Genomic DNA, 22,610 nt, shown 5'->3' on the forward strand with positions numbered 1-22,610 from the left:
AACTAAATGCCTTTCGGCTAACGCCGAACCGAAATTCACCACCCACTTAACTAACGTTTGAAGTGGGTGTACTCTTTCAGAAGAGGGATAGAAATAAGGATTTATGCCAACCCATCTGGGTGTCTGGGAAGTAACTTGTAAAACCGTGATGACTCTTGACTTCCTTTGTCATCAAGGAGGATTCCTATTTTTCAAAGAGAAATGATACCTAACAATAAAAATGTTAGGAGGATCTTCATTGATCAATCAAAAGGAATTCCTCACTACTCGAGAAGTTTCAGAACACCTCCAAGTCCATGCGAGGACGATTCGTAAGTGGATTGATGTATTTGAAGACTATATTGGCCCCGATCTAAATGAGCGTGGGCACTATATCTTATCTGAAGATAGTTTAGAACGATTAATCGACATTAAAGAGCGGCTCGCGGTGCCGAATCAATCGATGAAGCAGGTTCGCGAGGATCTTAAATTTGAAGGGAAGTTAGCGATGCCTGCACCTGCAGTCTCTGTTTCACAAGAGGATGTCACTTTTTTGTCAACCGTTACACAAGAGAAGACCATGCAAAAGGTCATGTCGAGCATGAATCAGATGGGAGATTTAATGGAAGAGTTATTTGAGCGAATGGATCGTATGGAAGACCATATGTATACCATATTTGAGACATTTGAAGATATGGAACACAAGTTAGTCTCGCTCAACTTAGATCGTGTTTCGGGGAACGATGTTCATCAGATGTTTGATGAGATCCGGAAAAAGCAAGATCAACTAAAACTCGAACTACGAAATGTTCATTTTACACAGAAATTATCTGCCGCAGCTAGCGAACAACCGGTGGTTCCAAAGAGGCAGAAGAAAGGCAAATTTCTCTTTTTCTTCTAAAGCTTGCAAACTTCAATTCCTACGGTATAATGGGGCAGAATCCACACAGTGAAGGAGATAGCACCATGATGTTGGATGACTTCATGCACCTATACGATGATACGGTACAAACAAATACTCGTTTTGTCGGATTCATGGGTGAAACTGTCCGATTTGATCTCGTCATCATGAGAACAGATCGATTTTATGGAAAAATGGTCGTGATGGATATTCAATCCAGTAAATTTGCCATTATCGGAAAAGATGATTTAGAAGAAGAAGGTTATCTTGAGTTTGCATTTGGTATTAGTAGAGAGGCCGCGGAGGAATTAAAGTTCTTCTTGGAACAAACTTTTTAGATAAAGCAATGATCCGTACGTAGATAGCGTATGGATTTTATTTTTGTAAACAGAGAAAAACCCTCCCGAATGGAAAGGGTTCTCTTCGTCTTTTCTATTTACACCATAGTATCAGTTATGTTCAATTTTGCATCGTCTTGTGTAAATTTTTTTTGCAGAATAAAGTAAGAACAGCCAAAGTTACAGTATTCATTTAAATACTCTTCGAGGTAACTAATGCTTGTATCTGCTGTTGCTCGGATATGATCTTCGTGAAAAAATCCCTTTAAACGCAGTTGACCATATCCCCAATCCCCTACAATAAAATCATATTTACTTAAGATCTCGCTATAACGTTTTTTAAATACCTCTGGATTCCAACCTTCCCTATAGTCCATGACTACTTCAAAGGTAGATCCTTGAATTTCCACGATTTCCATAGAGATCCATCAACCTCAATCTTTTTTTCTGGGTCACCCCAAATATCCTTATTGAGCTAGGCGTTCTTCCGTCGTTTTTTGATGTCCCTTCACTTGCTCGTGAGCATGGTAGGAACTACGTACCAGTGGACCCGATTCCACGTGTGAAAAGCCAAGCCCCATGCCGTACTCTTTCCACTCTGCAAATTCTTCAGGTGTATAGTACTTCTCAATTTTGATATGTTTTTTTGTAGGCTGTAAATATTGACCGATTGTCAAAATGTTTACATCGTGATTACGTAAATCATGCATGGTTTCTTTTACTTCTTCGTACGTCTCGCCCACACCTACCATGATGCTGGATTTCGTTGGGATATCCGGTTGCATTTCTTTGGCACGCTTTAGCAGTTCGAGCGTCCGGTCATATTTTGCCTTGGATCGTACGCGATCAGAACGTCTACGAACGGTCTCAATGTTATGGTTGAGAATATCAGGCCTCGCATCCATCACTACTCGCAGGGCATCCCAATTCCCCATAAAATCAGGAATCAACACTTCTACACTTGTGAGTGGATTTTTAGCACGGACCGCTTTAATCGTAGCAGCAAAGATCCCTGCACCGCCATCCTTGAGATCGTCTCGTGCTACCGATGTGATGACAGCATGGCGTACTCTCATCTGCTGAACAGCTTCTGCTACACGTTCTGGTTCTGCTAAGTCTAATTCCGTAGGGAGTCCTGTTTTCACTGCACAAAAACGGCATGCACGTGTACAGATATCACCCAAAATCATGAAAGTAGCCGTACCGTTGGCCCAGCACTCATAGATATTTGGACAGCGCGCTTCCTCACATACAGTATGGAGTGTCTTACTACGCATCATTCGCTTTAATTCTTGATAGTTCTCACCTGTACTTAATTTTACTTTTAACCACTCGGGCTTACGCTCTTTCCCATCCATACGTTCCGTCGTCACCGACTACTCCTCCTCTATATCAACAGATGCAAAAAAATTCGTTTGGAGATGAAACTTTTCTTATCTCCCTATCTTACCACATTTGCCTTCAAAAAATAGAACCTGCCAAAAGAGGAATGCTTCATTCATGAAAACAACAAGGGACATGTTTAATTTCAGCAAAAAATGACAGACTAACAAACAGACTAATGGCTTAGAAATGGGGTGGTAGAGTGAAGGAAATGACCATAAACAAGAAGGTTGGCTCTCTATGTATTTGGTTCATCATTTTCTCTCTTCTTATTTATCCAATCGAAGGGTTTGCCTATAATCCCGAACCTGAATATGAAAAAAAAATCGCTCTCTTTCGTTCTGTAGAATCTCTAACCGGACTGCCTTGGGAGTATTTAGCTGCTATGGATCAATATGAGCAGAATATCCAAAAGAAAGATACCCAGCCCTTACCCAACCGGATTACTTCTATCCAGATTCTCGATTCCAAATGGTCCGGCTTATCGAATCCAGACTTACATAGCACAAACTCTACTAGCATTCACTTCTTTCAGGGGATGGGGCGCGATGGGAATGGGGATGGGATCGTCGATCCAGAAAACGATCAAGATGTACTCTATTCTGTGGCTCTCTTTCTGAGTAGCTCGGGAAATAGTGAGGATCAAATTCGTGAGCAACTTTGGAAGTATTATCAGCAACCTAGCACGGTTGACGTCATTACCCATATCGCACGCCTCTATCAAAAACATCAAACCCTTCAATTAGATACAAACTCATTTCCCATCCCGCTCCAATACAACTATACATACCGGGGAACGTGGGGTGCTAATCGGGGATGGGGAGGCCGTCGCATCCATGAAGGAACTGATATATTCGCCGGATATGGAACACCCGTTCTCAGTACATGCTACGGATATGTAGAGCTAGTCGGATGGAATGTGTTTGGAGGTTGGCGAATCGGCATTCGAGATGCAAAAAATCGATACCACTACTTTGCCCATCTGAAAGGATTTCGGAAAGGGTTGAAAAAAGGAGATCTTGTCACCCCGGGGGAAATCCTAGGAGCCGTAGGATCTTCTGGTTATGGCCCGCCCGGTACCTCTGGAAAATTTCCGCCTCATCTTCATTACGGAGTTTATAAGTTTAACGGAAGCCGTAATTACTCGTTTGACCCTTTTCCTCTTCTAAAAAAATGGGAGAAAGAGGCACGAATCAAGAAAAAGTCCACTCATAAAAAGAAAAAGCATTAGAAATCAAACGGAGCCCTTCCTTGTTAGTCGATCTAACTAAGGAAGGGCTCCGCACGTTTTAATATCTTCGCCCAAGCATCGATAAGATTGCATCAGGCTGCAAACCTGGAATTGCTTTTCCATTAATAACTGTAACAGGTACTCCAAGGAATCCTAACCTTTTCACTTCATCAATATATTTAGGGTTCTTACTCAAGTCACGAACCACAAAGTCGATCTGATAGTCACGCAAGAAACGTTTTAACACATTGCACTCTGGACAATGTGGCTTCGAATATACGATTATACTCATATAAGAAACTCCTTTTCTCTCTTATGCTAATACTATATCATAGGTACTACATAGAAAAATCATGACAATCAGGAGAGATTCCATTGCATAAAAATCTACGTTCCTTTTTGGATCAACTTCGTCAGGAGAGAGATCTTGTAGAGATTACAGCACCTGTCGATCCAAAACTTGAGCTTGCCGAAATCCATAGACGAGTCATTGATGAAGAAGGACCTGCCTTATTATTTACGAATGTAAAAGGTAGTCAATTCCCTGTCGTCACCAACCTTTTTGGTACCATCCGTAGGGTTCATTTAGCATTTGGAACTCGCCCAGAGGAATTAATGAAAAAAGTGGTGGAACTTACCCATACGATGCTTCCCCCCACTCCATCAGCCCTTTGGAAAGAGCGAAAAGTCCTTCAAGACTTACTAAAAGTCGGATTGAAAACCGTTTCCGAAAGTCAAGCCCCTGCTCTTGCTGCTAAGCAAATGCAGGTAAATCTAAACGAACTACCTGTCCTTACCTCTTGGCAAGAAGACGGGGGTCCTTTTTTTACTTTACCTCTCGTGTACACCGAGCATCCTGAGACGGGGCAACATAATCTAGGGATGTATCGGATGCAAGTGTATGATGCATGTACTACTGGGATGCACTGGCAAATCCATAAAGGGGGTGGGTTCCATCACTTCGAAGCTGAAAAAAGGGACCAGGATCTACCCGTTCGCATGTTCCTAGGTGGTCCTCCAGCATTAATCGCCTCTGCCATCGCACCCGTTCCTGAATTTTTACCTGAATTACTTCTTACTTCATTAATTGTAGGTGAAAAATTACCGGTTGTTCGTCCTGCAGATGGGGGCTATCCGATTATTGCGGAAGCTGAATTCGTACTCTCAGGATTAGTTACAGCTCATGAACGTCGATTAGAAGGGCCCTTTGGGGATCATTATGGATACTACTCATTAGCGCATGACTTCCCAGTCTTCCGCATAAAATCCGTTCATCATCGTACCGATGCTATTTATCCAGCTACTATTGTTGGGAAGCCGAAACAAGAAGATTATTATTTAGGAGACTTCCTCCAACGCCTTCTCTCTCCTGCATTCCCGATGGCCATGCCAGGTGTGCGGGATCTGTGGACATATGCAGAGACAGGCTTCCATCCATTAGCAGCTGCTGTGGTGCGAGAAAGCTATAAGCGAGAAGCTCTAGCAAATGCATTCCGCATCTTGGGCGAAGGACAGTTAACACTGACAAAATTCCTGATTGTCACGGATCAATCCGTAGATCTAGGCAACTTCTCTTCATTATTTGAAGCTGTAATGGAGCGTTTTGACCCACGAACTGATTTGTTCATCTTTAATCATACTTCGATGGATACATTAGACTATACGGGTCGTCGTCTTAATCATGGTAGTAAAGCAGTCTTAGTTGGAACCGGAGATCCTGTTAGAAGTCTGCCATCTGAGTATCACGGACCTGATATGAACGGAGTCCATGATATAGCTGTCTACTGCCGGGGAGCGCTCGTACTCCAAACAGATGCTTATGAGGTAAATCCAGACCTCCCTAACATCCTGCTAAAACACTACGGAGAACAGTTACAGGATTGGTGTTTCCTTTTCCTTGTAGACGACATAAAGGCGGCATCCGATCAAACTTCCTTCTTGTGGACAGCATTTACTCGATTTGATCCAGCATATGATATTTATGCCAAAGCGGAACTTGTCCGACACCATTCGAGCTATCAATGTCCGATTATCATTGATGCGCGAATGAAGCCCGGGTATCCGGATGAACTAGAGACACTACCGGAAATCAAAGAATTAGTTGATACACGTTGGAAAGAGTATTTCCCTTCTAGATAGTACTTTAAGAAAATGAGCATCGATTACATAAATCAATGCTCATTCTTTTTTTCGATAGGCGGTAGAGCAGGCTGGTTTCCAGTATGCTTGCCGTCTTCAGAGTTATAGTAGTAGCTTGGCACTTCACCGACTACCATGGTTTGTGCAATGGGATAGGAGGTGGTAAATTGGATCATTTCTTTATTAAATGGAACAATGATACCTAATTCGGTTTGCACTACCAGATTTACAGTAATGAGAACCATATTAATCCCTTGTGCTTGGAGTTTTGGCTCTAGGCTAATTTTTGCAGATCCTTCCTGCCACATTCGCACAGGAATATCGGGTCCAAAATCGGCAAACATGGTAGATTGCATCACTTGACCTAAGGATATTTCAATCGGTTTATCCTTCAGGTGCGCCATCGATTTTTCAATCTCCTTCGCACTGTTTGTATATATTTTTGCTTGGGTGAGTGGTTCTAATTGAACCGAAACAATCCTGCCGTCCTCTGCTTTTTGAACCTGTATGAGCTGATTTAACTCTTCCCCCATACGAACTTGCTGTTCAATCCCTTTCGTAATCGCAGCTTGAGCTTCCTTCTTCACTTCTGTAACGGCAATGTGCATAAGGACAGGATCAATATTTTGCTCCACCGTCCATAAGATCGGAATGAAGATGAGTAGCACGATGATCACAATGGAAATCCATCTATTTCGTGCAAAATGAGACGAAATATTCCAAGACTTGCGCATCGGACGTTTACGAGGCATCATCCTTCCACCTCTCTAACTACTTATATACATAATAAAATTGGATAATTATATATAGTACCAAGACGTTCATTCTAGTACTGATTGAAAAATAGGTTTTTTCTGTCGAAGAATAGAAGGGTAGGCGTCTAACTCATAGTAGCCGCCTACCCTTCTATTCTTCATCTATTGGATCCTATCCATTCCTCTCTCAATACCCCCATCTTTACAGAATCAAAGTACTTTCCTTCTACTATTCGGGCATTGCGAATTCGTCCCTCTTCCACCATTCCGACCTTTTTTGCTAATCCAATCATTCTTTCATTTCCAGACCATGTAGAGATGCCTACACGCACGATATCCATATTTTCAAATAAGTAATTTGTCCACATCTGAAAAGCCTCTGTACCATAACCACCAGACCAATAGTCTGAATCAAATATGACGATCCCGTTATTCAACCAATTTGTATTTTGATCTACCCAGTACCAACCTACTGTTCCGATAAGCTTATTACCTACTATAATAGCTAACTTTGATCTGACTTGATCCGTTTTTGCGGTATCTAAATGGAGTCGATACTCTTCTTCTATAAATTTTTCTATTGATTTTTCTTCTATAGGATAATAAGGAGCATTCCATTTAAGATGTTCCCGATCATCAGCTACATATCGCCAATAATATATTTTTTCTACATCCTCTATTTTGATATCTCTCAGGGTAACTTTATTTCCTCGTAATATAACCTCATTCTCAGACACTTTATCACCTTATTTCATTATTTAGGGGACCTATCATCGGCCCCCTATTACTTATTTTATATCAAGACGGCTCCTGATCCCAACGAGAAAACAGGCCACCAGTATATTCCATTTCTTCTTCGTTTACATTCAGACTTACTTGTTTTAATGCTTGCTCCTCCATCGGAATACGTAGCAAGACGAGGACTAATATATTAACAAATGTCATCACGATACAAGTTACATAGGCCCCGAAGAGAAGAGGGAACACTAAAAACTCAGCCACCACCGCTACATAGTTAGGATGCCTCATATATCGATAAGGCCCTTTTCGTTCAATAGGTGTATTAGGCATCACCCAGATCCTTGTATTCCAAAATCGCCCCAAAGAACGAATGGACCAGTACCGTAAAGCTTGAACGCCTACAAATAGGGTAAACGGAATCCACCACCAAGTAGGCGAAGTCGCATGGTATAAAAACATTTCAACGAGGATCCCTAGGAAAAACAGTACATGAACTCCTACTAGAATAGGGTAATGCTCTCTCCCTACTTCTTGTCCACCTCGTCTCCTCATCCATTCTCCATTTTGTTTGGCAACCCCAACTTCCCAGATCCTTTGCAACACAACCATCGACCAGAGGATCAGTGTCCATTTCATGTAAGTTCTACCTCCCAATCAGGAAGTTGTCTCTGGTATCGAGGATTCGCGTAAGGGATATGATCTGGTTTTATCAACTGACTCTCTTGCTGAATAGGGAGCCATTCTACTAATAAAAACTCTGCGCTAAATCCAGGACCCATTGCCATTAAGATGCCTTTTTCCTGTGCTAGATGTTGGTTTTGTAACTCATGTTGTAAGACAAACAGGACCGTTACTGAAGACATGTTACCAAAATCACGTAAAATTTCGGACGCGGAAGCAAAGGATTCGGCTGGCAATCCTGTAATCTCCTCATAAGCTTGTAATACTTTTTTGCCACCAGGATGCGCCATCCATCTTTGTATATCTTTGTGTGTTAGACCCTGATTTTGAAGAAAGGATTGTAAAACAGGACCCACTTCTTTTTTGACCAGAGTCGGGATCTCCTTAGAAAAAACGACCTTTAGACCGTCATCCTCTAAATCCCACCCCATTACATCTAAAGAATCAGGGAAAACTCGACTCTGAGATGAATGGTAATGCAAAAATGTGTCTTGAGGAACACGGATCGGTACTTCACTCCCTGTAACTAGAACTGCTGCCGCTCCATCAGCAAATAAGGACGTGGCTACTATATTGCTCTTGGAACGATCATTCTTACGAAAAGTAAGCCCACACAGCTCCACTGCTACCAGCAGTATCTTCTCATCTGGACACGCTCTTGCAAATTCCAAAGCTCGCGTTAAGCCAACTACTCCACCTGCACAGCCTAATCCCCAAATAGGGGTTCTTTTTATATGTGGATTCATGTTTAATCGATGAACGAGATGCGCGTCAATACTAGGAGTCGCCAGTCCTGTGGTCGATACAAATATTAGATGGTCGATTTCACGAGTTTGATACCCACTCTGAGCCAGACATCTAAGAATTGCTTCTTCTCCTAATTTACACGCCATCTCGATATAGATTTGATTCCGTTGTGCGAAGGTATGATCTTCTTGAAACCATTCTAACGGCTGACTCATTCTACGTTGTTGGATAGCCGTATTTTCAAAGATAGATAAGTATCGATCAATGTGCTCCACAGAGTCCGAAAAAGTATGTTCAACATAGGATTTTACGTCTGATTGTCTGAATATATGGGGAGGAACAGCAGTTCCTACAGCAACAATACGTGACACCATATCCCTCCTCAAGTCGTTTTCTATACTATTCCCATTCAAATTGGAAACATGTAGAAAAAATAGAAATGATGAGGGAAAATATGTTGAATCGTTTACAATCACATTTTATCTGCTTTCATCCCGTATCTACGTTCAGGTCGACCAATCGTTCCATATGCTAAATCTGCTCGAAGTCTCTCCGTCGAAACCAAATATTCGAGATAACGCCTCGCTGTCGTTCTACTCGCTCCTAGTTTTCTTCCTACTTGCTCAGCCGTCAATCCAGAGTCCCCATTCCCTAACACAACCCGCTCCACTTTTTCGAGTGTCGTCGGGTCAATCCCTTTCGGAAGTGACATCGTTTGGGATCCCTCTATTTCCCCCCGTACGCCCCGGTGTATGAGATAATCCACTTCGTCTTGGCCCATTACTTTCATTGAATGAATGAACTGAATTCGTTCTTTGTATTTATCCAGACTCTGTCTGAAACGATCCAACGTAATCGGCTTTACTAGATAATCAAAAACGCCACCACGCAAAGCTTCTTGGACAGTCCCCGTTTCTCCAGTAGCTGTCATCATGATAATATCTATGTCTTTATAAGTCTTTCTGATATACCATACTAAATCGCTTCCTGATATGTCTGGAAGATATACATCTAAAAGAACCAACTGTGGTCTCATCACTTCTAGATACTCTTTTGCTTCTTCCCCAGAACTCGCAATCGCTATTAATTTAAATCCTTTCATTTTCTCCAAAAAACGCCGATTAATCTCAGCAACTCGCCGATCATCCTCAATAATTAACACTTCTATCAAGTCTCACATCCCCCTTCAATGGTAGAGTAATGGCAAAGAGAGTCCCATCCCAATCCCCTCTTTCTACCAACACAGTGCCACCATGCTCCTCTACAATCTGTTTTACTTTCCACAATCCAAAACCCCGTTTCTCAGAAGGTGTGATCGGTTTAGTCGAAAACCCTTTTTCAAAGATAAACGGAACAACCTCATCTCGAATCCCAAAACCATTATCTTCCACTTCTAAAACCAATCTATCTTCTACACATTCCATGAAAATCCGTATCTTTCTTTCACCTTGCACCTTTTGCAATTCTTCCATTGCATTTAAGACCAAATTACCTAACAACGAGATAAATGATGTTATATTTAGAATATTAATATGTTCAGGAATATACGTAGCTGGATCAATCTGCAAAGCTACTTTCATTTCCCTTGCATGATTGTAATACCCAATTAAGATGGCAGATATTCTTTTATCTTTCACTTTTTTAGTCCATGCTACTATCTGATCCTGATGAAGCTGAGATTCTTGTTGGATAAGTGATATAGCCTCGTCATATGATTGTAGCTGTATTAAACCAGAAATCGCATAAAGAGTATTTTGAAACTCGTGCGCTTTGACTCTCATCGACTCCATATATTCATGAACTTGGGATAATTCCTTATGCAACTCATTATGAATACGCTTTTTTATGTACTTGGACAATTTGATCGTAGCAAACCATTCGATAGCTAGAATCCCTATAGGAACTCCAAACATCCATCCGATATCGATTTCCCTATGCTCTCGGTACAGAAAGAAGATACCAACCAAGATCGCTAACATGTTTATCATACTAATCCAAAGAATTACCTTTGTCCGCAATGTCCAGCACCGATTCAGCACTAAACGGGTACCTCCTTCATGTAAGTTCGGTCTTCAAGAATAAAAATATTTACAGTATCTAAATAACAACATTCTATTAAATTTACTTGGTAAACATTTTACCTCATATATCAAAAAAATGGCTATCATTTTGACTCTCAATCTATAAAAAAAATCAGGAGCCTATTGCAAGCTCCTGATTTTTATAATGCTAGCTCCATATTTTAAAGCGCATCAGCAAATAGCGAAATCCTCCTACCAGTCCCGCAAATAGAAAAGCATCTAACAACGAAAACTGATCTGATGCCCATATCACCGTAAAAGCTGCCACTCCCCATCCAAGCGGAATGATAAAGGGTCTTATGAAATAACTTATGATACACAAAAAGATAATACTCATGACCGCCACTGCGTTCCCAAAAGCGAATCCCATAAAGTAACTAATAAGAAAGATCTCAAGAAAAGGCCCTATTGTTTTTATTAGCTGTTTCACTCTCCACCACCCCAAACTGATGTCTGTTGAACAGATTTAATCATGGATGTTGTAGTTTTCGGTCATATATTCAGCAATTTGGGGATCAATCTCTTCAATGGGTCGGGCTTCAGCAGACTGCCTCATTATCTCTAATCCCCAATCCAATCCCCATCTCCTAGCAAACCCTAGTTCCTCTGTGCGGTGATCAGCTATTTTTCCATCTGGCAAATAAACAAACGGCGGATCATTTTCAACTACACACACTGTCGTATGACTACGTTGATTTTTCTTGGTCCGTAAATAAACGGCGACATTTCTCTCCTGTAATCGTTCTAAGAAGGTTGTCTTAACGGATCCGCGAGTCAGGCTTTCTACCTCATCGGCCCCCTCATGCTGGGCACAACTTAAAATCATTCCAATATTGCCCTTTATGGCCTGCATAAAATTCTCTTCATGAAATGAGTCAATATCTCTCGTAACCAGTCCGATCCCAAAATTATACTTTGCATCCTCTGATAATAAAGCCGTCACAACAGGGATCTGAACGAGATGAGCTTCTTCCACTAGCATAAGGTGGAATCTAGCACTGTAGTCGCGTTGTTTAGAATACTGATGGTAGAGATGAACGAGATGTCCAACGGTTACTTTCACTTCATTGTCTTGCATATCATACAAATCAAAAAGCACGAGGTGTCCTTCATCCATTGCCTTCTTGTAAGCAAACAATGACTCTTTTTGTAGGAAAATTCTTCGCATAGTCGGATCTTGTAGTAAAGGGTCAATTTGGGCCAAAATCGGTTCAATTTCCAAGTTCATCTGTTGATCAAATTTAGCCCAATACCTTTTTACATAAGGATCTTTTCCATTTTCAAGAACACTTTGACGAAACTTCTCATTACGGAAAAAATCATCGATTCCCAGCACTGTGTGAGTCACATTATCCTCTAGTAAACTATGAATTGCCATAGCTAATAAACGGCGTGTGCGAGCTTGTAAGTCACCTGGAATCTGTTTAAACAATAAGATATCAGCGATCTGTTCCGACAGCTCATTAACAGGAATATCGGGAATGGAATGTAGTAAATTAAGCCCTACTACATGTGTCGTATCAGTACTTAGATTAAAATGGTGTATCTTTTCTTTTGGAATATGGACTCCTGTTCCTTCTAAATAACGCAATCGATTTTCAATTATCGCAATAATTTCTCTAGCAGGATCGATTATGGTAAAGCCAGGGGCTTCTGGATTTTGAATCCAATCATCAATCATCGACTGAATGATTTCAGCTCCTGCACTCGATTTACCCATCCCACTCGCTCCTGTTAAAAGAAAGTGCCTACTAAGGTGCTCATGGGGTACTCTTACTTCTCGTGTGTAGAGAGGATGTTTCACTTTTCCAATCAAGACCCCATCCGTCCACTCATTTTCTGCTAAGGAACGTTGATTTTGAGAAATGTGTAAGAGCTTCCCTCGAGGATCTTCATCATTTAGCTCAGGGTCTTGGTAAATAAAATGAGTGGCAGGTGGCAAGTGAAATAAATTAGCCATCTCTTCTCCTGACCAAATCATGAAGCTACCTGGTAGTGGAGTCGGGATCGGGTTCGCATCCGCCATCGGATTCCAACGAGATTGTAGCCAGAATCGAATCGCACCATCATAATTCATCGTCGTTGTAATCGACTCTGCAGTGGATCGAATCACGGAAACAGCTTGTGGCGAATTCGACCAAATCGATAACCTCATTTTAAAAGGAAGTTCACGTCCTGTTGTACGTTTTATGAGACTAATCTTCCTTTGCTTTTCTTCGGGGTCCAAGTCACTCATTTTTTTATCTTTCAAATCATCATATGCACCTTCAAATCTCTTCTCAAATCTGCTCCATTTTACAGGAGAAAATTGAAGATCGATAAAAGATCCAGGTCGTAAACAGTTTAAGACATCTCCTAACATACTAGCCTTTTTTTGCTCTAGAGAAGCCAACGGCAAGCCCTTTCTCTTTCCCCATCGGTCGGTAAATATTCCGCCTACTCCACCCGCTGTAGGTTGTGGAAATTGGCTTGGTTTTAAATCGTGAATCTCCGCGTTTGGATACGTACCCCGAATCGTATCAATCACACTACTCTTTTTGTCGAGCGGAAATGAAAGATATATGCCGATCTCATTACTGCCAAGTGGCATAGCAAATCGTAATCGGAACCAAGGGGGACCCCATAAAATTCGGTGACGACGATGGCGATGCATCTCTCCAAAAGTACGAGTTAAGACCGTTATTTTTTCAATATCTAAAATCGTATCGTCGGAAGGCAAAATCCGAATATACCTGGCTTGCAGAAGAGCTTGTTGTCGGTAATAACGGTACAATATATAACCTCCAACCGCCCACAATACTGCTCCTATAGCCGCTACCAACAAACCCCAAAATAAAACTTGCAGTGCTACATCCCATAGAGAGCCAGCTGTATCCACTACCACCTTTTTCGTTTCGTTTGCAACAATCTGACCCGTTTTTCTTCCTTCTAACGTTTCTTCTAGATAAGGCCAAACTTGTACTAAGAGCAAAAGAACACCTACTGGTATGACCATATAGAGCAATACAATCCTAGGAATTCCTTTGAGCTGATTATCGCCGCCTTTGGGCTCTTTTAGCCAACTCATACCACGTAACCCCACCTTTTTTGAATCAACCATCACATTGATCCATAATCTTCTGGAAACAAAAGATTCTACCACTATTTACGTCGGATTTTCCCAAGCCTAGTAGAAGTGTTTGAAGCATACTGATTGATCTTATTTAGCATGTTGCGCAAGCCAGGGTCCGCAATCCCCTTGTCTGGCTTCCCAGAAAACGTTGTATTTAATACTCCATACAACTCTTTTCGTTTCCACATAACTCCTACCACTAAAATCAATTGCATAATGATGGTCCATGAGTATCCATAATCCTTAGGCGGAGTTAGGCGATAAAGGAAATTAGAGATCGTAAGTAAGATACTTAAAAAGACGCCTAATATGATTTTGATTAATTGATATCCTAAAAATGTTTTTAACCAATTGACCGCAATACTCGACCATGCAGGATAGAGTGCTAGCAGCAGCGCGATCGGAGCAAATAGAGCAAATATGATAAAGAAAAATTGATAGAGAATCACTGCCCCTGCTGTTAAAAAGAACACGATGCCAATGACAAAGTGGGTAATTCCGAGTAACAATAGAATGCTGAGTCGTTGGAAAGTTCCTTTGGTTGTCATCATGATATTAGGGGGATTTCCATCTGTCCCGAGTACTTCTTGTTTTACAACCTGTTTCCTAGCTTCACTACCAGGCTTTTGGCTTAGTAACTTCTTAGCCCTAGCATAATTAACAGCATCGGAGCCATCCACATTGCCATATTGAAGCATCAAGTAGGGTTCATAAATAAGTAGATGATACACTTGATCTGCTAAGCGAAACGGATAAGTAACAGGAGACGCTTTCACTTCATTTGAGTTTTGTGGTTTTCCAGCACCGTTTCGGATCCCATCTACTACATCATCTTCAGAACTTCCTCCATCGGTTCCCACATCACCTAGATTTAATGAAATCCCCATCAACTCCGTACTGATCCCACTACTAATCGCATTTAGATCCTTCATAATCCCACCAGCATTCGCAAAGAAGGCTAACGATGCCATGAAGATCACCATCATCGTAATAATGCTTGAAACCGCATTTGTCTGATCTCGTTTATATAGTCCTCTGTAAGCAAACCAAGCTCCAGAAATTACGATGACAAATAAGATGAATCCGCCCCATAACCCTTTGCCCGATACGATGGTAGTACCATTAAAGCCAGCAAACTGTTGAATCGTTTTTTCAACCGTTTCAGCAAATTCATTTACAATATCTAATGAAAATGCACTCTGGATAGCAGAAATAACGGTAAAGTCCCAGCTAAGGATTACTTGCCAGATCGTATTATCTAGTTGATACAAGGTATAATGCCCGATGTTTTCAGCCCTTTCGGCTATATCCCACCAGTTTTGTCCATCCGCTTCAAACTCCAAAGTGTACCGGCTCGAATCATATCTGGCATAGTTTACTTCATAACCTGCTTCTTTTGATTTCTTTATCTTTTCTTCCGGGAATCTTGTAAAAACATCAAACAACATATTGTTGCCTTCTGCGCTTTGTGTTTGGACTTCCCCTGTAGCTGTGGAGCTTTCTTGCCCTGTTTCTTCTGCATAGACCAGATCACGGCTACATATGAGGCAGATAAACAGAAGGATGAAGCTCATCGGTAGCCATCTTTTTTTGTTCATCCACTCTACTCCTTTTTTCTAAGAGGTACCAGTCCGCCTAGTGATCCGTTCAATTGTAATTCCTGTTTGAGGCTTCTTATTTGAACCCGGTCTGGTGTCGAATGCATGAAAAATTCGTTCCTCTACTATTTGAATCTCTAGTTCATTGACACGTTTTTCAAGATCCGATAGCAAGCACATTCCTGTTGGTAGATTACGAATTCTCTCCACATTGTACTCATTCGCTTCGATGCCTAAGATATCACAAGCGGCCTCTGCTTCTCGCTGGTCACGACATCGAAAAACAAATCGACAACCTAAATTGGATCGGATCTCTTCCCCTAGTAAATCCTTTGCATTCTGGCTAATTAGATAGATAGCCGCATTTTTACTTCTACCTGTTCGAACTAGCTCCTCTAAAATCGCTCTTCCTTCACGAACCTTCGCTAATCTCCACGATTCGTCAAAAAGAACAAGTTTAAAACCATCACCTGTCTGATGAGAGAATCTCCTTGAAAAGTCCGAGATTGCCATCAACAGAGCAATTCCCATACGTCCAAAATCCGTTTGACTCTCTTCTGGTAGCTGTAGATCCTCAATCTGCAAGATGGTTAGCGGCTTCGATAAATCGATTGCCTCTTGACTACCGTCACCAAACAAAAGCTGTCCTTGACCCGATGTCGCTAAATATTGAAGAACATCTACCATCTCTCCTAAACTCTCTTGCCGTTTCTCTGGTGCTAGTTTATTCGATTCGATCAAAGATTTTAGCACTGCTGTCATCGATGGCCTCGGATCATTTTGTACAACATAGTCCACCGCTTTTCCAATCGAAATCGCTTCATAGGTGCCATCAGCCGCTCTCGATAAAAATTGGAGAATTCGTTTGGCCGTTTCACCCGATGCGGTCAACTCGGTCGGATTATGAGCTCCTGATAAAGGGTCTAATTTCCCTCGATCCTCTATGCTTGCTCGTAGAGTAACCACCCGGGAGATCGGCTTTAACTCAGGTAATACCTCCGGCCAGTGACCTCGCTCATCTTTGGGGTCAAAAATAAGTACTTTTGAGCCATTTAAAAGGGCTTGGTAAGCCAGTAAGTTTGCGCCCAGTGACTTCCCAGCTCCGAGTGATCCTATAAAAGCAGCAGAAGCAGTCGTACTTAACCTAGGATCTTTAGGCCCACGATCATGCTGGAAAAACACCGGCAGGTTTTGTGACATCCCGATAAAGTGCCCTAGGCCATCCCCTAATTGACGCGTTGCACCAAACATCCCTGCCGCTACAGCAGTGGGGTCCATGTGATGAATATAATCCGTAATGTAACGCTTAGAGCCTGGTAAAAATTCATTAAATGCACGCCACTGGTCCCCGTATGGAACTTCAATTTGAACCATCATGTCACTATACAAATCTTTGATCAATTGAATTCGCATATGTAACTCTTCAACCGTTGTAGCAGAAACACATAGCACGATGGATGTCGTTAGTAACGGAAACTTGTCCGTTCGCAGATTGTTCTCTAACTCTAGAGCTTCTTGTCGACTGTTTAAGATATGAAAAGAAGTATCTTCTCCACTCTCAGACGCATGCTCATCTTCTGCTTTTAGCTCTTTTTTCTTATTTTGAACTTGAGCTAATGCCTTACTATACTCAATGGTTTCCGTTCTAACAGAAGCTTCAACGGGAAACGAAAGTTTTTGTAACTGATACAACCATTCAATCCCAGGAAACGGTGCTTTATCCGGGATGTGTGAGATGGTCAAAAAAGCCATGTATCCTTTTCGAGAAACTCCCTGAACAAATTGCTCTACTTCCAAGCGACGCCCCGCAGTAGCAGTAAACGATCCTTCTGCTAAAGTTAGAACATCACGTCCAGGACGGAGTGCTTTTTTTCCTTGTATGTGAACAGGAGTAGCCTCTGGTTTCCAATTTTTTCTCTTGGGAGTCCTAGCTATTCCTCGGTAAAAACTACGTCTAATCAACCACTCAAAATCTTCAGTCATCACTCTTCGTACACGAAAACAACTATTGATTCGAGAGTAAAACAGCTCCTCCTGAGTTCGGTATGTATGAATCTCTTCTTCAAAAATTTCAGGAATTTCAGTTCCCGAACGAGCCAGCAAATATCGCTTAAAATCCTTCCATACATATGTGAGATCTGCAAAAATAGAACCGTTTTTCACTTGGCTTTCCTTTAGCTTGATTCCTAAATAAAAGCGATGCGAATGTACACCCTTCCCCACTAGGTGGTCCATACTCGCCTCAATAAATCCAGCGCCCGCCTTCCCGAGATCAGGAGATAGCTGGTTACGTAGTCCCGATCGATGCTCTTCTAGGCTGTGAAATTCGGGGACGACAAGTGCATGTGTATCAGCTTGTATATTCCAGTAGAGGGTTTCCAGATTTCCAAGAAGATCCAGCTGCTCATCCACCGAGCGGAAATCGTAGTTAAAAGGTTGCAACTCATAATAGGCAGAGACGGTTCCATCAATGCCAAAAATAAGATTTTGCTCAAAGTATTTAATCGGAAAGGGAATGTTCGGCATCATCCGTCACCTCCTCATGTCTGCGATATACAACCGTACCTGTGTAGTGGTAGCTAGCCTTTTTGTCAACTGGGATTTCTTGATATCTAGCAAAATACTTTGGCTGTGATCGGTACTCGAGAAAGCGAATTAAAAATCGATGGGGCGCTTTACCATCTAGCGTTTTTCGGGTAAAAAACCATGCTACTAATAGCGGGATACCGATAAACTTAATTAGATAATAATCGACCCAACTAAACGGGGGAATTTCATTTAGCAGAAACATAAAGAATAAAGTCCCTGCAAAAAAAGCCAACTGTCGATACGAAACCGGAATAGGTAATTGAATCCCTTGAACAGAATAGACGGTCTTCTCAATACGAAACACCTGGTTGTAAACTCGAATTTGTTTCATGGCATCACTTCAAAAACGCTTCAAATAGCCATGAAAATCCATTTTCACCTAAGGATTGCACCAATTCTGGTTTGAAAACAAATACACTGACAAACATAGCAAACAAAGCAAATCCTAAGAAAGCGGTAAACGCACGCTTCCAAAATAACGTCACGCTGACAAAAATAACGATTAGCAAAAAAACAGATCCGATCTCTGCGCCTAAAGATTTCTCTAACTTAGCAGCAGGAGTATCAGCTAAATAAATAGCAAATGGATATAAAAAATCATTCATATTATCTCACTCCTTGCTTCATATTGGTTACATAGAAGCGGTCGCCTTCCTTTACTACTGTTAGCGAGTATTGATAGGATAGCTGGCCCCCACTAGGTAGATCAGTAAACGACACATCACACTTCACTTCTAACTTTCCTTGCTTTTTGGTAACAGCCACATTCTTTACTTCAGGTAAACCAACTAGCCCGGCCAATCCCTTTGAAATAACATTCTTTTCTTTTTCATAATAACCAATTTCATTCGCTGTCCCTGTGGTATACACCTTCCAAAACGTCTTTAAAAAATTCTCGATTTGGACTCGCTCTGCATCTGAAACAGCTTCTCCCAGTTCCGTTTTCACCTCAGGTAGTTCGATTTTGGCGGGGGCTGGTGGTGCCATTAAATAAGGCTTATCTATCACTACAAAAGACTCACCCGATCTCTGAATCGTAACAGCTAGATAACGAATCGCCCTACGCTGATCACTTTCGTTTTTCGTATGAGTTAATACAGTATCTACTGTGACGTATACCTTTTTCATCCCACCTTCGCCATCTTCTATTTTCCAAATTCCAACCGAACGAGGAAATGAATTATAAGTTGCATTTTTCATATCGATCCCAGCTTGTGGATCTACTGTGGAATGCAAATAAGGCTTCAATCGACTCGCTCGAATGGTCTCATTCCCTTGATTCCATGTAAAATATTCCCTTACAAATTGATCCACAAAAGCCGTTTCACTCAAAATGTCCCCCAGCCCACTGGTCTGTACTTGTTGTTTCGCCGCTGTTATGTTTCTGGGACTTGAAGGTACAATCCCAAATTGAATTAGCCATACAGCTGTTGTACTAACTGCCGTGTAGATCAATAGCAACCAAAATCCAAATATCGCAAATTTTCGCTTCGCTAATTGTGACATTGTCTTCCTCCTACTGAATTAATCCGAATTGGTCAATCGCTTCGTTAAATGGGCTTCAATGATATACCGTTCTGGGGCAGGACCAATATAAGAAAACGGATAACACGTAGTAAGAGTGAGGACAGGCTTTTCCCTTGGAACGATAACCGTACGATCGAGTGCATCTGTCGTCCACATCTTCTGAATCACATAGACAAACGTCTCACGAATTGTGACAACACGTAATTCGTCACCTAGTTGCATGTTCCCCATCTGCCTGAAAACGGTGTCACGATGGCCAGACAGTACAGCATTATCTGGTTCACCCGGTAAGACACTTTTCGAATAGTGCCCCACTCCCCGTTCCAGTTCATCTTCATTTGTACCTTCTATAATAGGTATCTTCGCTTCTAATCGAGGGATGACTAAATCTGCAAAATGCTCCCCCTTTTTAGGTCGTTCCATAGTAGGTACGGTACGCCATAAAACATCTTCTGATTTTTCTACATCCCCCTTCTTTGTTTGTAAGGAAGGGGGATGCGTTTGATTCTCCGTTTTCTCCACTACTTGTAATTGAAGAATGTAATTCACACCTGAATAGCTTGCATAGCCAATTCCAGCTGTTAAAAAAAAGATAGCTAGCCACCGATCCCATTTCACTGTGACTGAGCTCTTCTTGTATAAACTAAATACCAACCAGCCATAAGCGCTGTTGCGACGCCCACCATTACACCTTCCACATCATGCCCGGCTGTTTGTGGGAGTGCTCCACCTTGTTCCGTCTTAGGTAGAGGAGCATTTGTACTTACAGCAGGAGCTGAGGTAGAAACTTGTTTTTTAACTTCTGAGGATGCCGATAGTGGCTTCGATTGTTTAGACACTGCATTTTGTTTTTGCTCATTTTTTTTGGAAGAATAGTCAATTTTTTCCTTGTTAAAGCTAACTAAGGGGGCATTTTCCTTTGTTTTCGATTCGGCGATAGCACGTTCTACTTTCTTTTCGTAAGCTGGAGTCGTTTGGTTCGATGTAGATGGTATGGAAGGTGCTACAGGAAGAATCTCCTTCGAATCGGACTCAGAATTCCTTGGGGTTGTATTTCTTTCAAATGTGGATACGTTAGGCTTCACTTCTACCTGCTGAGAAGGCTTCGTACTCCACGGCACTTGATCAATCGCCCCATCATCCATCGATAGAGAACCTTTGGCAAATGCGCTGCCCGCCCCCATGGTCAAACCCGTAGCCACACAAAGCGCTAACAAAGTGGTAAGAGATATCTGTCTTTTGGGAGGAGATAGTGTAGTGGGCTCCAATAATCGATTTTTATCCTTATCAATTTGGAACATTCCCAAAACGAACTTCGGGTTTTTATCCATCATTCAACCTCCTTCTAGTTGAACCAACAAAAACACGTCATTTTCACGTTTATCACCACGGCATAATTTCTAGTTCTTTCCTTATCTTATTACAAATTAACTGTCTTTTTCAACAACTTTTCATATTTTTTGTAGTTTATCGACAACTCCTGTATCGCTTTACAACAAAGGGATTGGGGCCTCGAAAAATGGATATTGCTTTGGCTGAAGATCATTTTTTGTTTGACATAAAGAAACACTCTTTACATACATATGCTTCCGTGTCTATAAAGAGTGTTTCAATTATCAACTATCCAATCTTCACTAATCCTTCGGCACTACGCTTTGTAAAATCCCAGTTATCATAATAAGCGTTCGCCACTAGGATATTAGGGCCTGTACATTTTGCTTGTTCGCAGTAGCAATGATACTTTTTCGCCAACGGATGTTGTAACCATCGTTCAAAGACATCTGATAATCGATCGTGGTGGATGTTTCCTAGAGGTGGAACGTCTCCAAAGTCCGTTACAATGATATCACCCGTAAAACCATTTACATTTAGACGGTTGCGTCCATCGGGATCTTGACGAACGGTAACACTGGGAGTTTCGTGCAACCGTTTGTAAAGAGCACGATGTTCCCGATCATCACTACATGGAAAAAAGGGAAGGGTTCCAAATAAAATCCATGTATTCGGATCACGAACCTCAAGTAGACGATGAATCGCTTCTTCATATTGCTCTAGCGAGATCAGGTCCGCATGACGAGCAAAATCGCTCGGATAAAGAGGGTGAACTTCATGCCGTGCACATCCCATCTCCACCAGATCGTGATGCATTTGATCAATAAATTGAGAAGTAAATGGGCTTAATAAGGACTCTCCAGAGACAAATACACCTGCCTTAGCCAACGCTCGCGAGTTTTCTTTCATTCTCTCAAATAAGGTTTCAGCCGTTTTTAAATCCACTTCCCTATCCATTTTTGCAAAAACAATCCGGTGAAAATCGTGAACATCTCGATAGTTGTAGGAAATATGAAGAACATCTAAATCCTCAATCCAATCTTCATAACGCGAAAGTGGTAGAGTGAGATTGGAGTTTAACTGAGTATAAATCCCTCTCGATTTTGCATACTTCAATAACGGTTGAATGGTTTCCCTGACCACTTTCGGACTTACGATCGGTTCCCCGCCCGTAATACTGATCGTGCGTAACGAATCAATCTCGTCTAGTCTACGGATTAATACTTCAACTGGAATCGCAGCTCCTTCTCTTTCAACTAACTCTTCACCCACCGCACAATGCTCGCAACGTAAATTACATAAATTAGTTACCGTAAATTCGATACTCGTTAACTCATAGCGCCCTTTGGCCTGACGGGTCTGCCACACATCCCAAGGGTCAAACTGAGGCGAAATACGGCTTTTTATCGGAAATTTCTCATGCTGTTCCATCGGCTTCCCTCTCTTTTTTCTAACTCAATATGAAAAACCAGCCCT

At 41.7% G+C, this 22,610-nt stretch carries 23 protein-coding genes; 4 read left to right on the forward strand and 19 right to left on the reverse strand.

Translation table 11 applies throughout. The annotated features are described in order from the left end of the window. Window positions 1-238 precede the first annotated feature (238 nt). Both BLU58_RS14080 and BLU58_RS14085 read left to right on the forward strand, forming a co-directional pair. Window positions 239-880, forward strand: coding sequence for a MerR family transcriptional regulator (locus BLU58_RS14080; protein WP_176786699.1), 642 nt, complete (start codon window positions 239-241; stop codon window positions 878-880). Between the two features lie 68 nt (window positions 881-948). Next, entirely contained in the window at window positions 949-1,218 is a 270-nt protein-coding gene (locus BLU58_RS14085) for a DUF3055 domain-containing protein (protein ID WP_093293241.1), read from the forward strand. A gap of 98 nt (window positions 1,219-1,316) precedes the next feature. Here the strand turns inward: BLU58_RS14085 and BLU58_RS14090 are convergent, their stop codons facing one another. Both BLU58_RS14090 and lipA read right to left on the reverse strand, forming a co-directional pair. Then, a complete protein-coding gene (locus BLU58_RS14090; protein WP_255404730.1) occupies window positions 1,317-1,637 on the reverse strand; it encodes a YutD family protein in 321 nt (106 codons plus the stop codon). Window positions 1,638-1,685: 48 nt separating this feature from the next. Further along, a complete protein-coding gene (gene lipA, locus BLU58_RS14095) occupies window positions 1,686-2,576 on the reverse strand; it encodes a lipoyl synthase (protein WP_093293245.1) in 891 nt (296 codons plus the stop codon). A 236-nt stretch (window positions 2,577-2,812) separates the two neighbouring features. On the opposite strand from lipA, the gene BLU58_RS14100 reads away from it, so the two are divergent. Then, window positions 2,813-3,832, forward strand: a complete 1,020-nt coding sequence (locus BLU58_RS14100) for a M23 family metallopeptidase (protein ID WP_093293247.1) — start codon at window positions 2,813-2,815, stop codon at window positions 3,830-3,832. Between the two features lie 58 nt (window positions 3,833-3,890). Here the strand turns inward: BLU58_RS14100 and BLU58_RS14105 are convergent, their stop codons facing one another. Further along, window positions 3,891-4,124: a glutaredoxin family protein gene (locus BLU58_RS14105; protein ID WP_093293150.1), complete on the reverse strand. Its 234-nt coding sequence runs from the start codon at window positions 4,122-4,124 to the stop codon at window positions 3,891-3,893. A gap of 83 nt (window positions 4,125-4,207) precedes the next feature. On the opposite strand from BLU58_RS14105, the gene BLU58_RS14110 reads away from it, so the two are divergent. After that, window positions 4,208-5,971, forward strand: coding sequence for a menaquinone biosynthesis decarboxylase (locus BLU58_RS14110; RefSeq protein WP_093293152.1), 1,764 nt, complete (start codon window positions 4,208-4,210; stop codon window positions 5,969-5,971). A gap of 32 nt (window positions 5,972-6,003) precedes the next feature. Here the strand turns inward: BLU58_RS14110 and yunB are convergent, their stop codons facing one another. The 16 genes from yunB to yfkAB all read right to left on the reverse strand — a co-directional run bounded on the left by yunB (window position 6,004) and on the right by yfkAB (window position 22,565). Continuing rightward, window positions 6,004-6,723, reverse strand: coding sequence for a sporulation protein YunB (yunB, locus tag BLU58_RS14115; RefSeq protein WP_176786700.1), 720 nt, complete (start codon window positions 6,721-6,723; stop codon window positions 6,004-6,006). Between the two features lie 161 nt (window positions 6,724-6,884). Beyond that, on the reverse strand, window positions 6,885-7,463 hold the full coding sequence (locus tag BLU58_RS14120) for a GNAT family N-acetyltransferase (protein ID WP_093293157.1): 579 nt from the start codon (window positions 7,461-7,463) through the stop codon (window positions 6,885-6,887). Between the two features lie 61 nt (window positions 7,464-7,524). Then, a complete protein-coding gene (locus tag BLU58_RS14125; protein ID WP_093293159.1) occupies window positions 7,525-8,103 on the reverse strand; it encodes an isoprenylcysteine carboxyl methyltransferase family protein in 579 nt (192 codons plus the stop codon). Beyond that, window positions 8,100-9,266, reverse strand: a complete 1,167-nt coding sequence (locus BLU58_RS14130; RefSeq protein ID WP_255404731.1) for a type III polyketide synthase — start codon at window positions 9,264-9,266, stop codon at window positions 8,100-8,102. The genes BLU58_RS14125 and BLU58_RS14130 overlap by 4 nt, the downstream gene beginning before the upstream one ends. A gap of 101 nt (window positions 9,267-9,367) precedes the next feature. Continuing rightward, complete coding sequence (locus BLU58_RS14135) at window positions 9,368-10,066, reverse strand: response regulator (RefSeq protein WP_255404732.1); 699 nt, start codon at window positions 10,064-10,066, stop codon at window positions 9,368-9,370. Continuing rightward, window positions 10,044-10,934 carry a sensor histidine kinase gene (locus BLU58_RS14140; protein ID WP_093293163.1) on the reverse strand — a complete coding sequence of 297 codons (891 nt, stop codon included), beginning with the start codon at window positions 10,932-10,934 and terminating at the stop codon, window positions 10,044-10,046. The genes BLU58_RS14135 and BLU58_RS14140 overlap by 23 nt, the downstream gene beginning before the upstream one ends. Window positions 10,935-11,124: 190 nt before the next feature. Beyond that, window positions 11,125-11,406, reverse strand: coding sequence for a hypothetical protein (locus tag BLU58_RS14145; RefSeq protein WP_093293165.1), 282 nt, complete (start codon window positions 11,404-11,406; stop codon window positions 11,125-11,127). A gap of 36 nt (window positions 11,407-11,442) precedes the next feature. After that, window positions 11,443-14,043 carry a type IV secretory system conjugative DNA transfer family protein gene (locus BLU58_RS14150; protein WP_093293167.1) on the reverse strand — a complete coding sequence of 867 codons (2,601 nt, stop codon included), beginning with the start codon at window positions 14,041-14,043 and terminating at the stop codon, window positions 11,443-11,445. Between the two features lie 74 nt (window positions 14,044-14,117). Then, window positions 14,118-15,686, reverse strand: a complete 1,569-nt coding sequence (locus tag BLU58_RS14155; RefSeq protein ID WP_093293169.1) for a CD3337/EF1877 family mobilome membrane protein — start codon at window positions 15,684-15,686, stop codon at window positions 14,118-14,120. A gap of 18 nt (window positions 15,687-15,704) precedes the next feature. Beyond that, entirely contained in the window at window positions 15,705-18,215 is a 2,511-nt protein-coding gene (locus tag BLU58_RS14160; RefSeq protein WP_093293171.1) for an ATP-binding protein, read from the reverse strand. Further along, window positions 18,187-18,606: a TcpE family conjugal transfer membrane protein gene (locus tag BLU58_RS14165; RefSeq protein WP_093293173.1), complete on the reverse strand. Its 420-nt coding sequence runs from the start codon at window positions 18,604-18,606 to the stop codon at window positions 18,187-18,189. The genes BLU58_RS14160 and BLU58_RS14165 overlap by 29 nt, the downstream gene beginning before the upstream one ends. Before the next feature lie 4 nt (window positions 18,607-18,610). Then, a complete protein-coding gene (locus BLU58_RS14170) occupies window positions 18,611-18,880 on the reverse strand; it encodes a hypothetical protein (protein WP_093293175.1) in 270 nt (89 codons plus the stop codon). A gap of 1 nt (window position 18,881) precedes the next feature. Next, window positions 18,882-19,781 (reverse strand): conjugal transfer protein, encoded by a 900-nt coding sequence (locus tag BLU58_RS14175; RefSeq protein ID WP_093293177.1) that lies wholly within the window; start codon window positions 19,779-19,781, stop codon window positions 18,882-18,884. Between the two features lie 18 nt (window positions 19,782-19,799). After that, window positions 19,800-20,420 (reverse strand): class D sortase, encoded by a 621-nt coding sequence (locus tag BLU58_RS14180; protein WP_255404733.1) that lies wholly within the window; start codon window positions 20,418-20,420, stop codon window positions 19,800-19,802. Continuing rightward, a complete protein-coding gene (locus tag BLU58_RS14185) occupies window positions 20,417-21,133 on the reverse strand; it encodes a hypothetical protein (protein WP_093293179.1) in 717 nt (238 codons plus the stop codon). The genes BLU58_RS14180 and BLU58_RS14185 overlap by 4 nt, the downstream gene beginning before the upstream one ends. Before the next feature lie 289 nt (window positions 21,134-21,422). Continuing rightward, window positions 21,423-22,565, reverse strand: coding sequence for a radical SAM/CxCxxxxC motif protein YfkAB (gene yfkAB, locus BLU58_RS14190; protein ID WP_093293181.1), 1,143 nt, complete (start codon window positions 22,563-22,565; stop codon window positions 21,423-21,425). Window positions 22,566-22,610: the final 45 nt, after the last annotated feature.

It is taken from the genome of Thermoactinomyces sp. DSM 45892, assembly GCF_900107305.1.
Taxonomy (GTDB): Bacteria; Bacillota; Bacilli; order Thermoactinomycetales; family Thermoactinomycetaceae; genus Baia.

Coding starts and splice junctions, on each gene's coding strand:
- BLU58_RS14085 (WP_093293241.1), top strand. CDS start 949: ATGTTGGATGACTTCATGCACCTATACGATGATACGGTACAAACAAAT.
- BLU58_RS14090 (WP_255404730.1), bottom strand. CDS start 1,637: ATGGAAATCGTGGAAATTCAAGGATCTACCTTTGAAGTAGTCATGGAC.
- lipA (WP_093293245.1), bottom strand. CDS start 2,576: ATGGATGGGAAAGAGCGTAAGCCCGAGTGGTTAAAAGTAAAATTAAGT.
- BLU58_RS14100 (WP_093293247.1), top strand. CDS start 2,813: ATGACCATAAACAAGAAGGTTGGCTCTCTATGTATTTGGTTCATCATT.
- BLU58_RS14105 (WP_093293150.1), bottom strand. CDS start 4,124: ATGAGTATAATCGTATATTCGAAGCCACATTGTCCAGAGTGCAATGTG.
- yunB (WP_176786700.1), bottom strand. CDS start 6,723: ATGCCTCGTAAACGTCCGATGCGCAAGTCTTGGAATATTTCGTCTCAT.
- BLU58_RS14125 (WP_093293159.1), bottom strand. CDS start 8,103: ATGAAATGGACACTGATCCTCTGGTCGATGGTTGTGTTGCAAAGGATC.
- BLU58_RS14150 (WP_093293167.1), bottom strand. CDS start 14,043: ATGAGTTGGCTAAAAGAGCCCAAAGGCGGCGATAATCAGCTCAAAGGA.
- BLU58_RS14155 (WP_093293169.1), bottom strand. CDS start 15,686: ATGAACAAAAAAAGATGGCTACCGATGAGCTTCATCCTTCTGTTTATC.
- BLU58_RS14160 (WP_093293171.1), bottom strand. CDS start 18,215: ATGATGCCGAACATTCCCTTTCCGATTAAATACTTTGAGCAAAATCTT.
- BLU58_RS14165 (WP_093293173.1), bottom strand. CDS start 18,606: ATGAAACAAATTCGAGTTTACAACCAGGTGTTTCGTATTGAGAAGACC.
- BLU58_RS14170 (WP_093293175.1), bottom strand. CDS start 18,880: ATGAATGATTTTTTATATCCATTTGCTATTTATTTAGCTGATACTCCT.
- BLU58_RS14175 (WP_093293177.1), bottom strand. CDS start 19,781: ATGTCACAATTAGCGAAGCGAAAATTTGCGATATTTGGATTTTGGTTG.
- BLU58_RS14185 (WP_093293179.1), bottom strand. CDS start 21,133: ATGGATAAAAACCCGAAGTTCGTTTTGGGAATGTTCCAAATTGATAAG.
- yfkAB (WP_093293181.1), bottom strand. CDS start 22,565: ATGGAACAGCATGAGAAATTTCCGATAAAAAGCCGTATTTCGCCTCAG.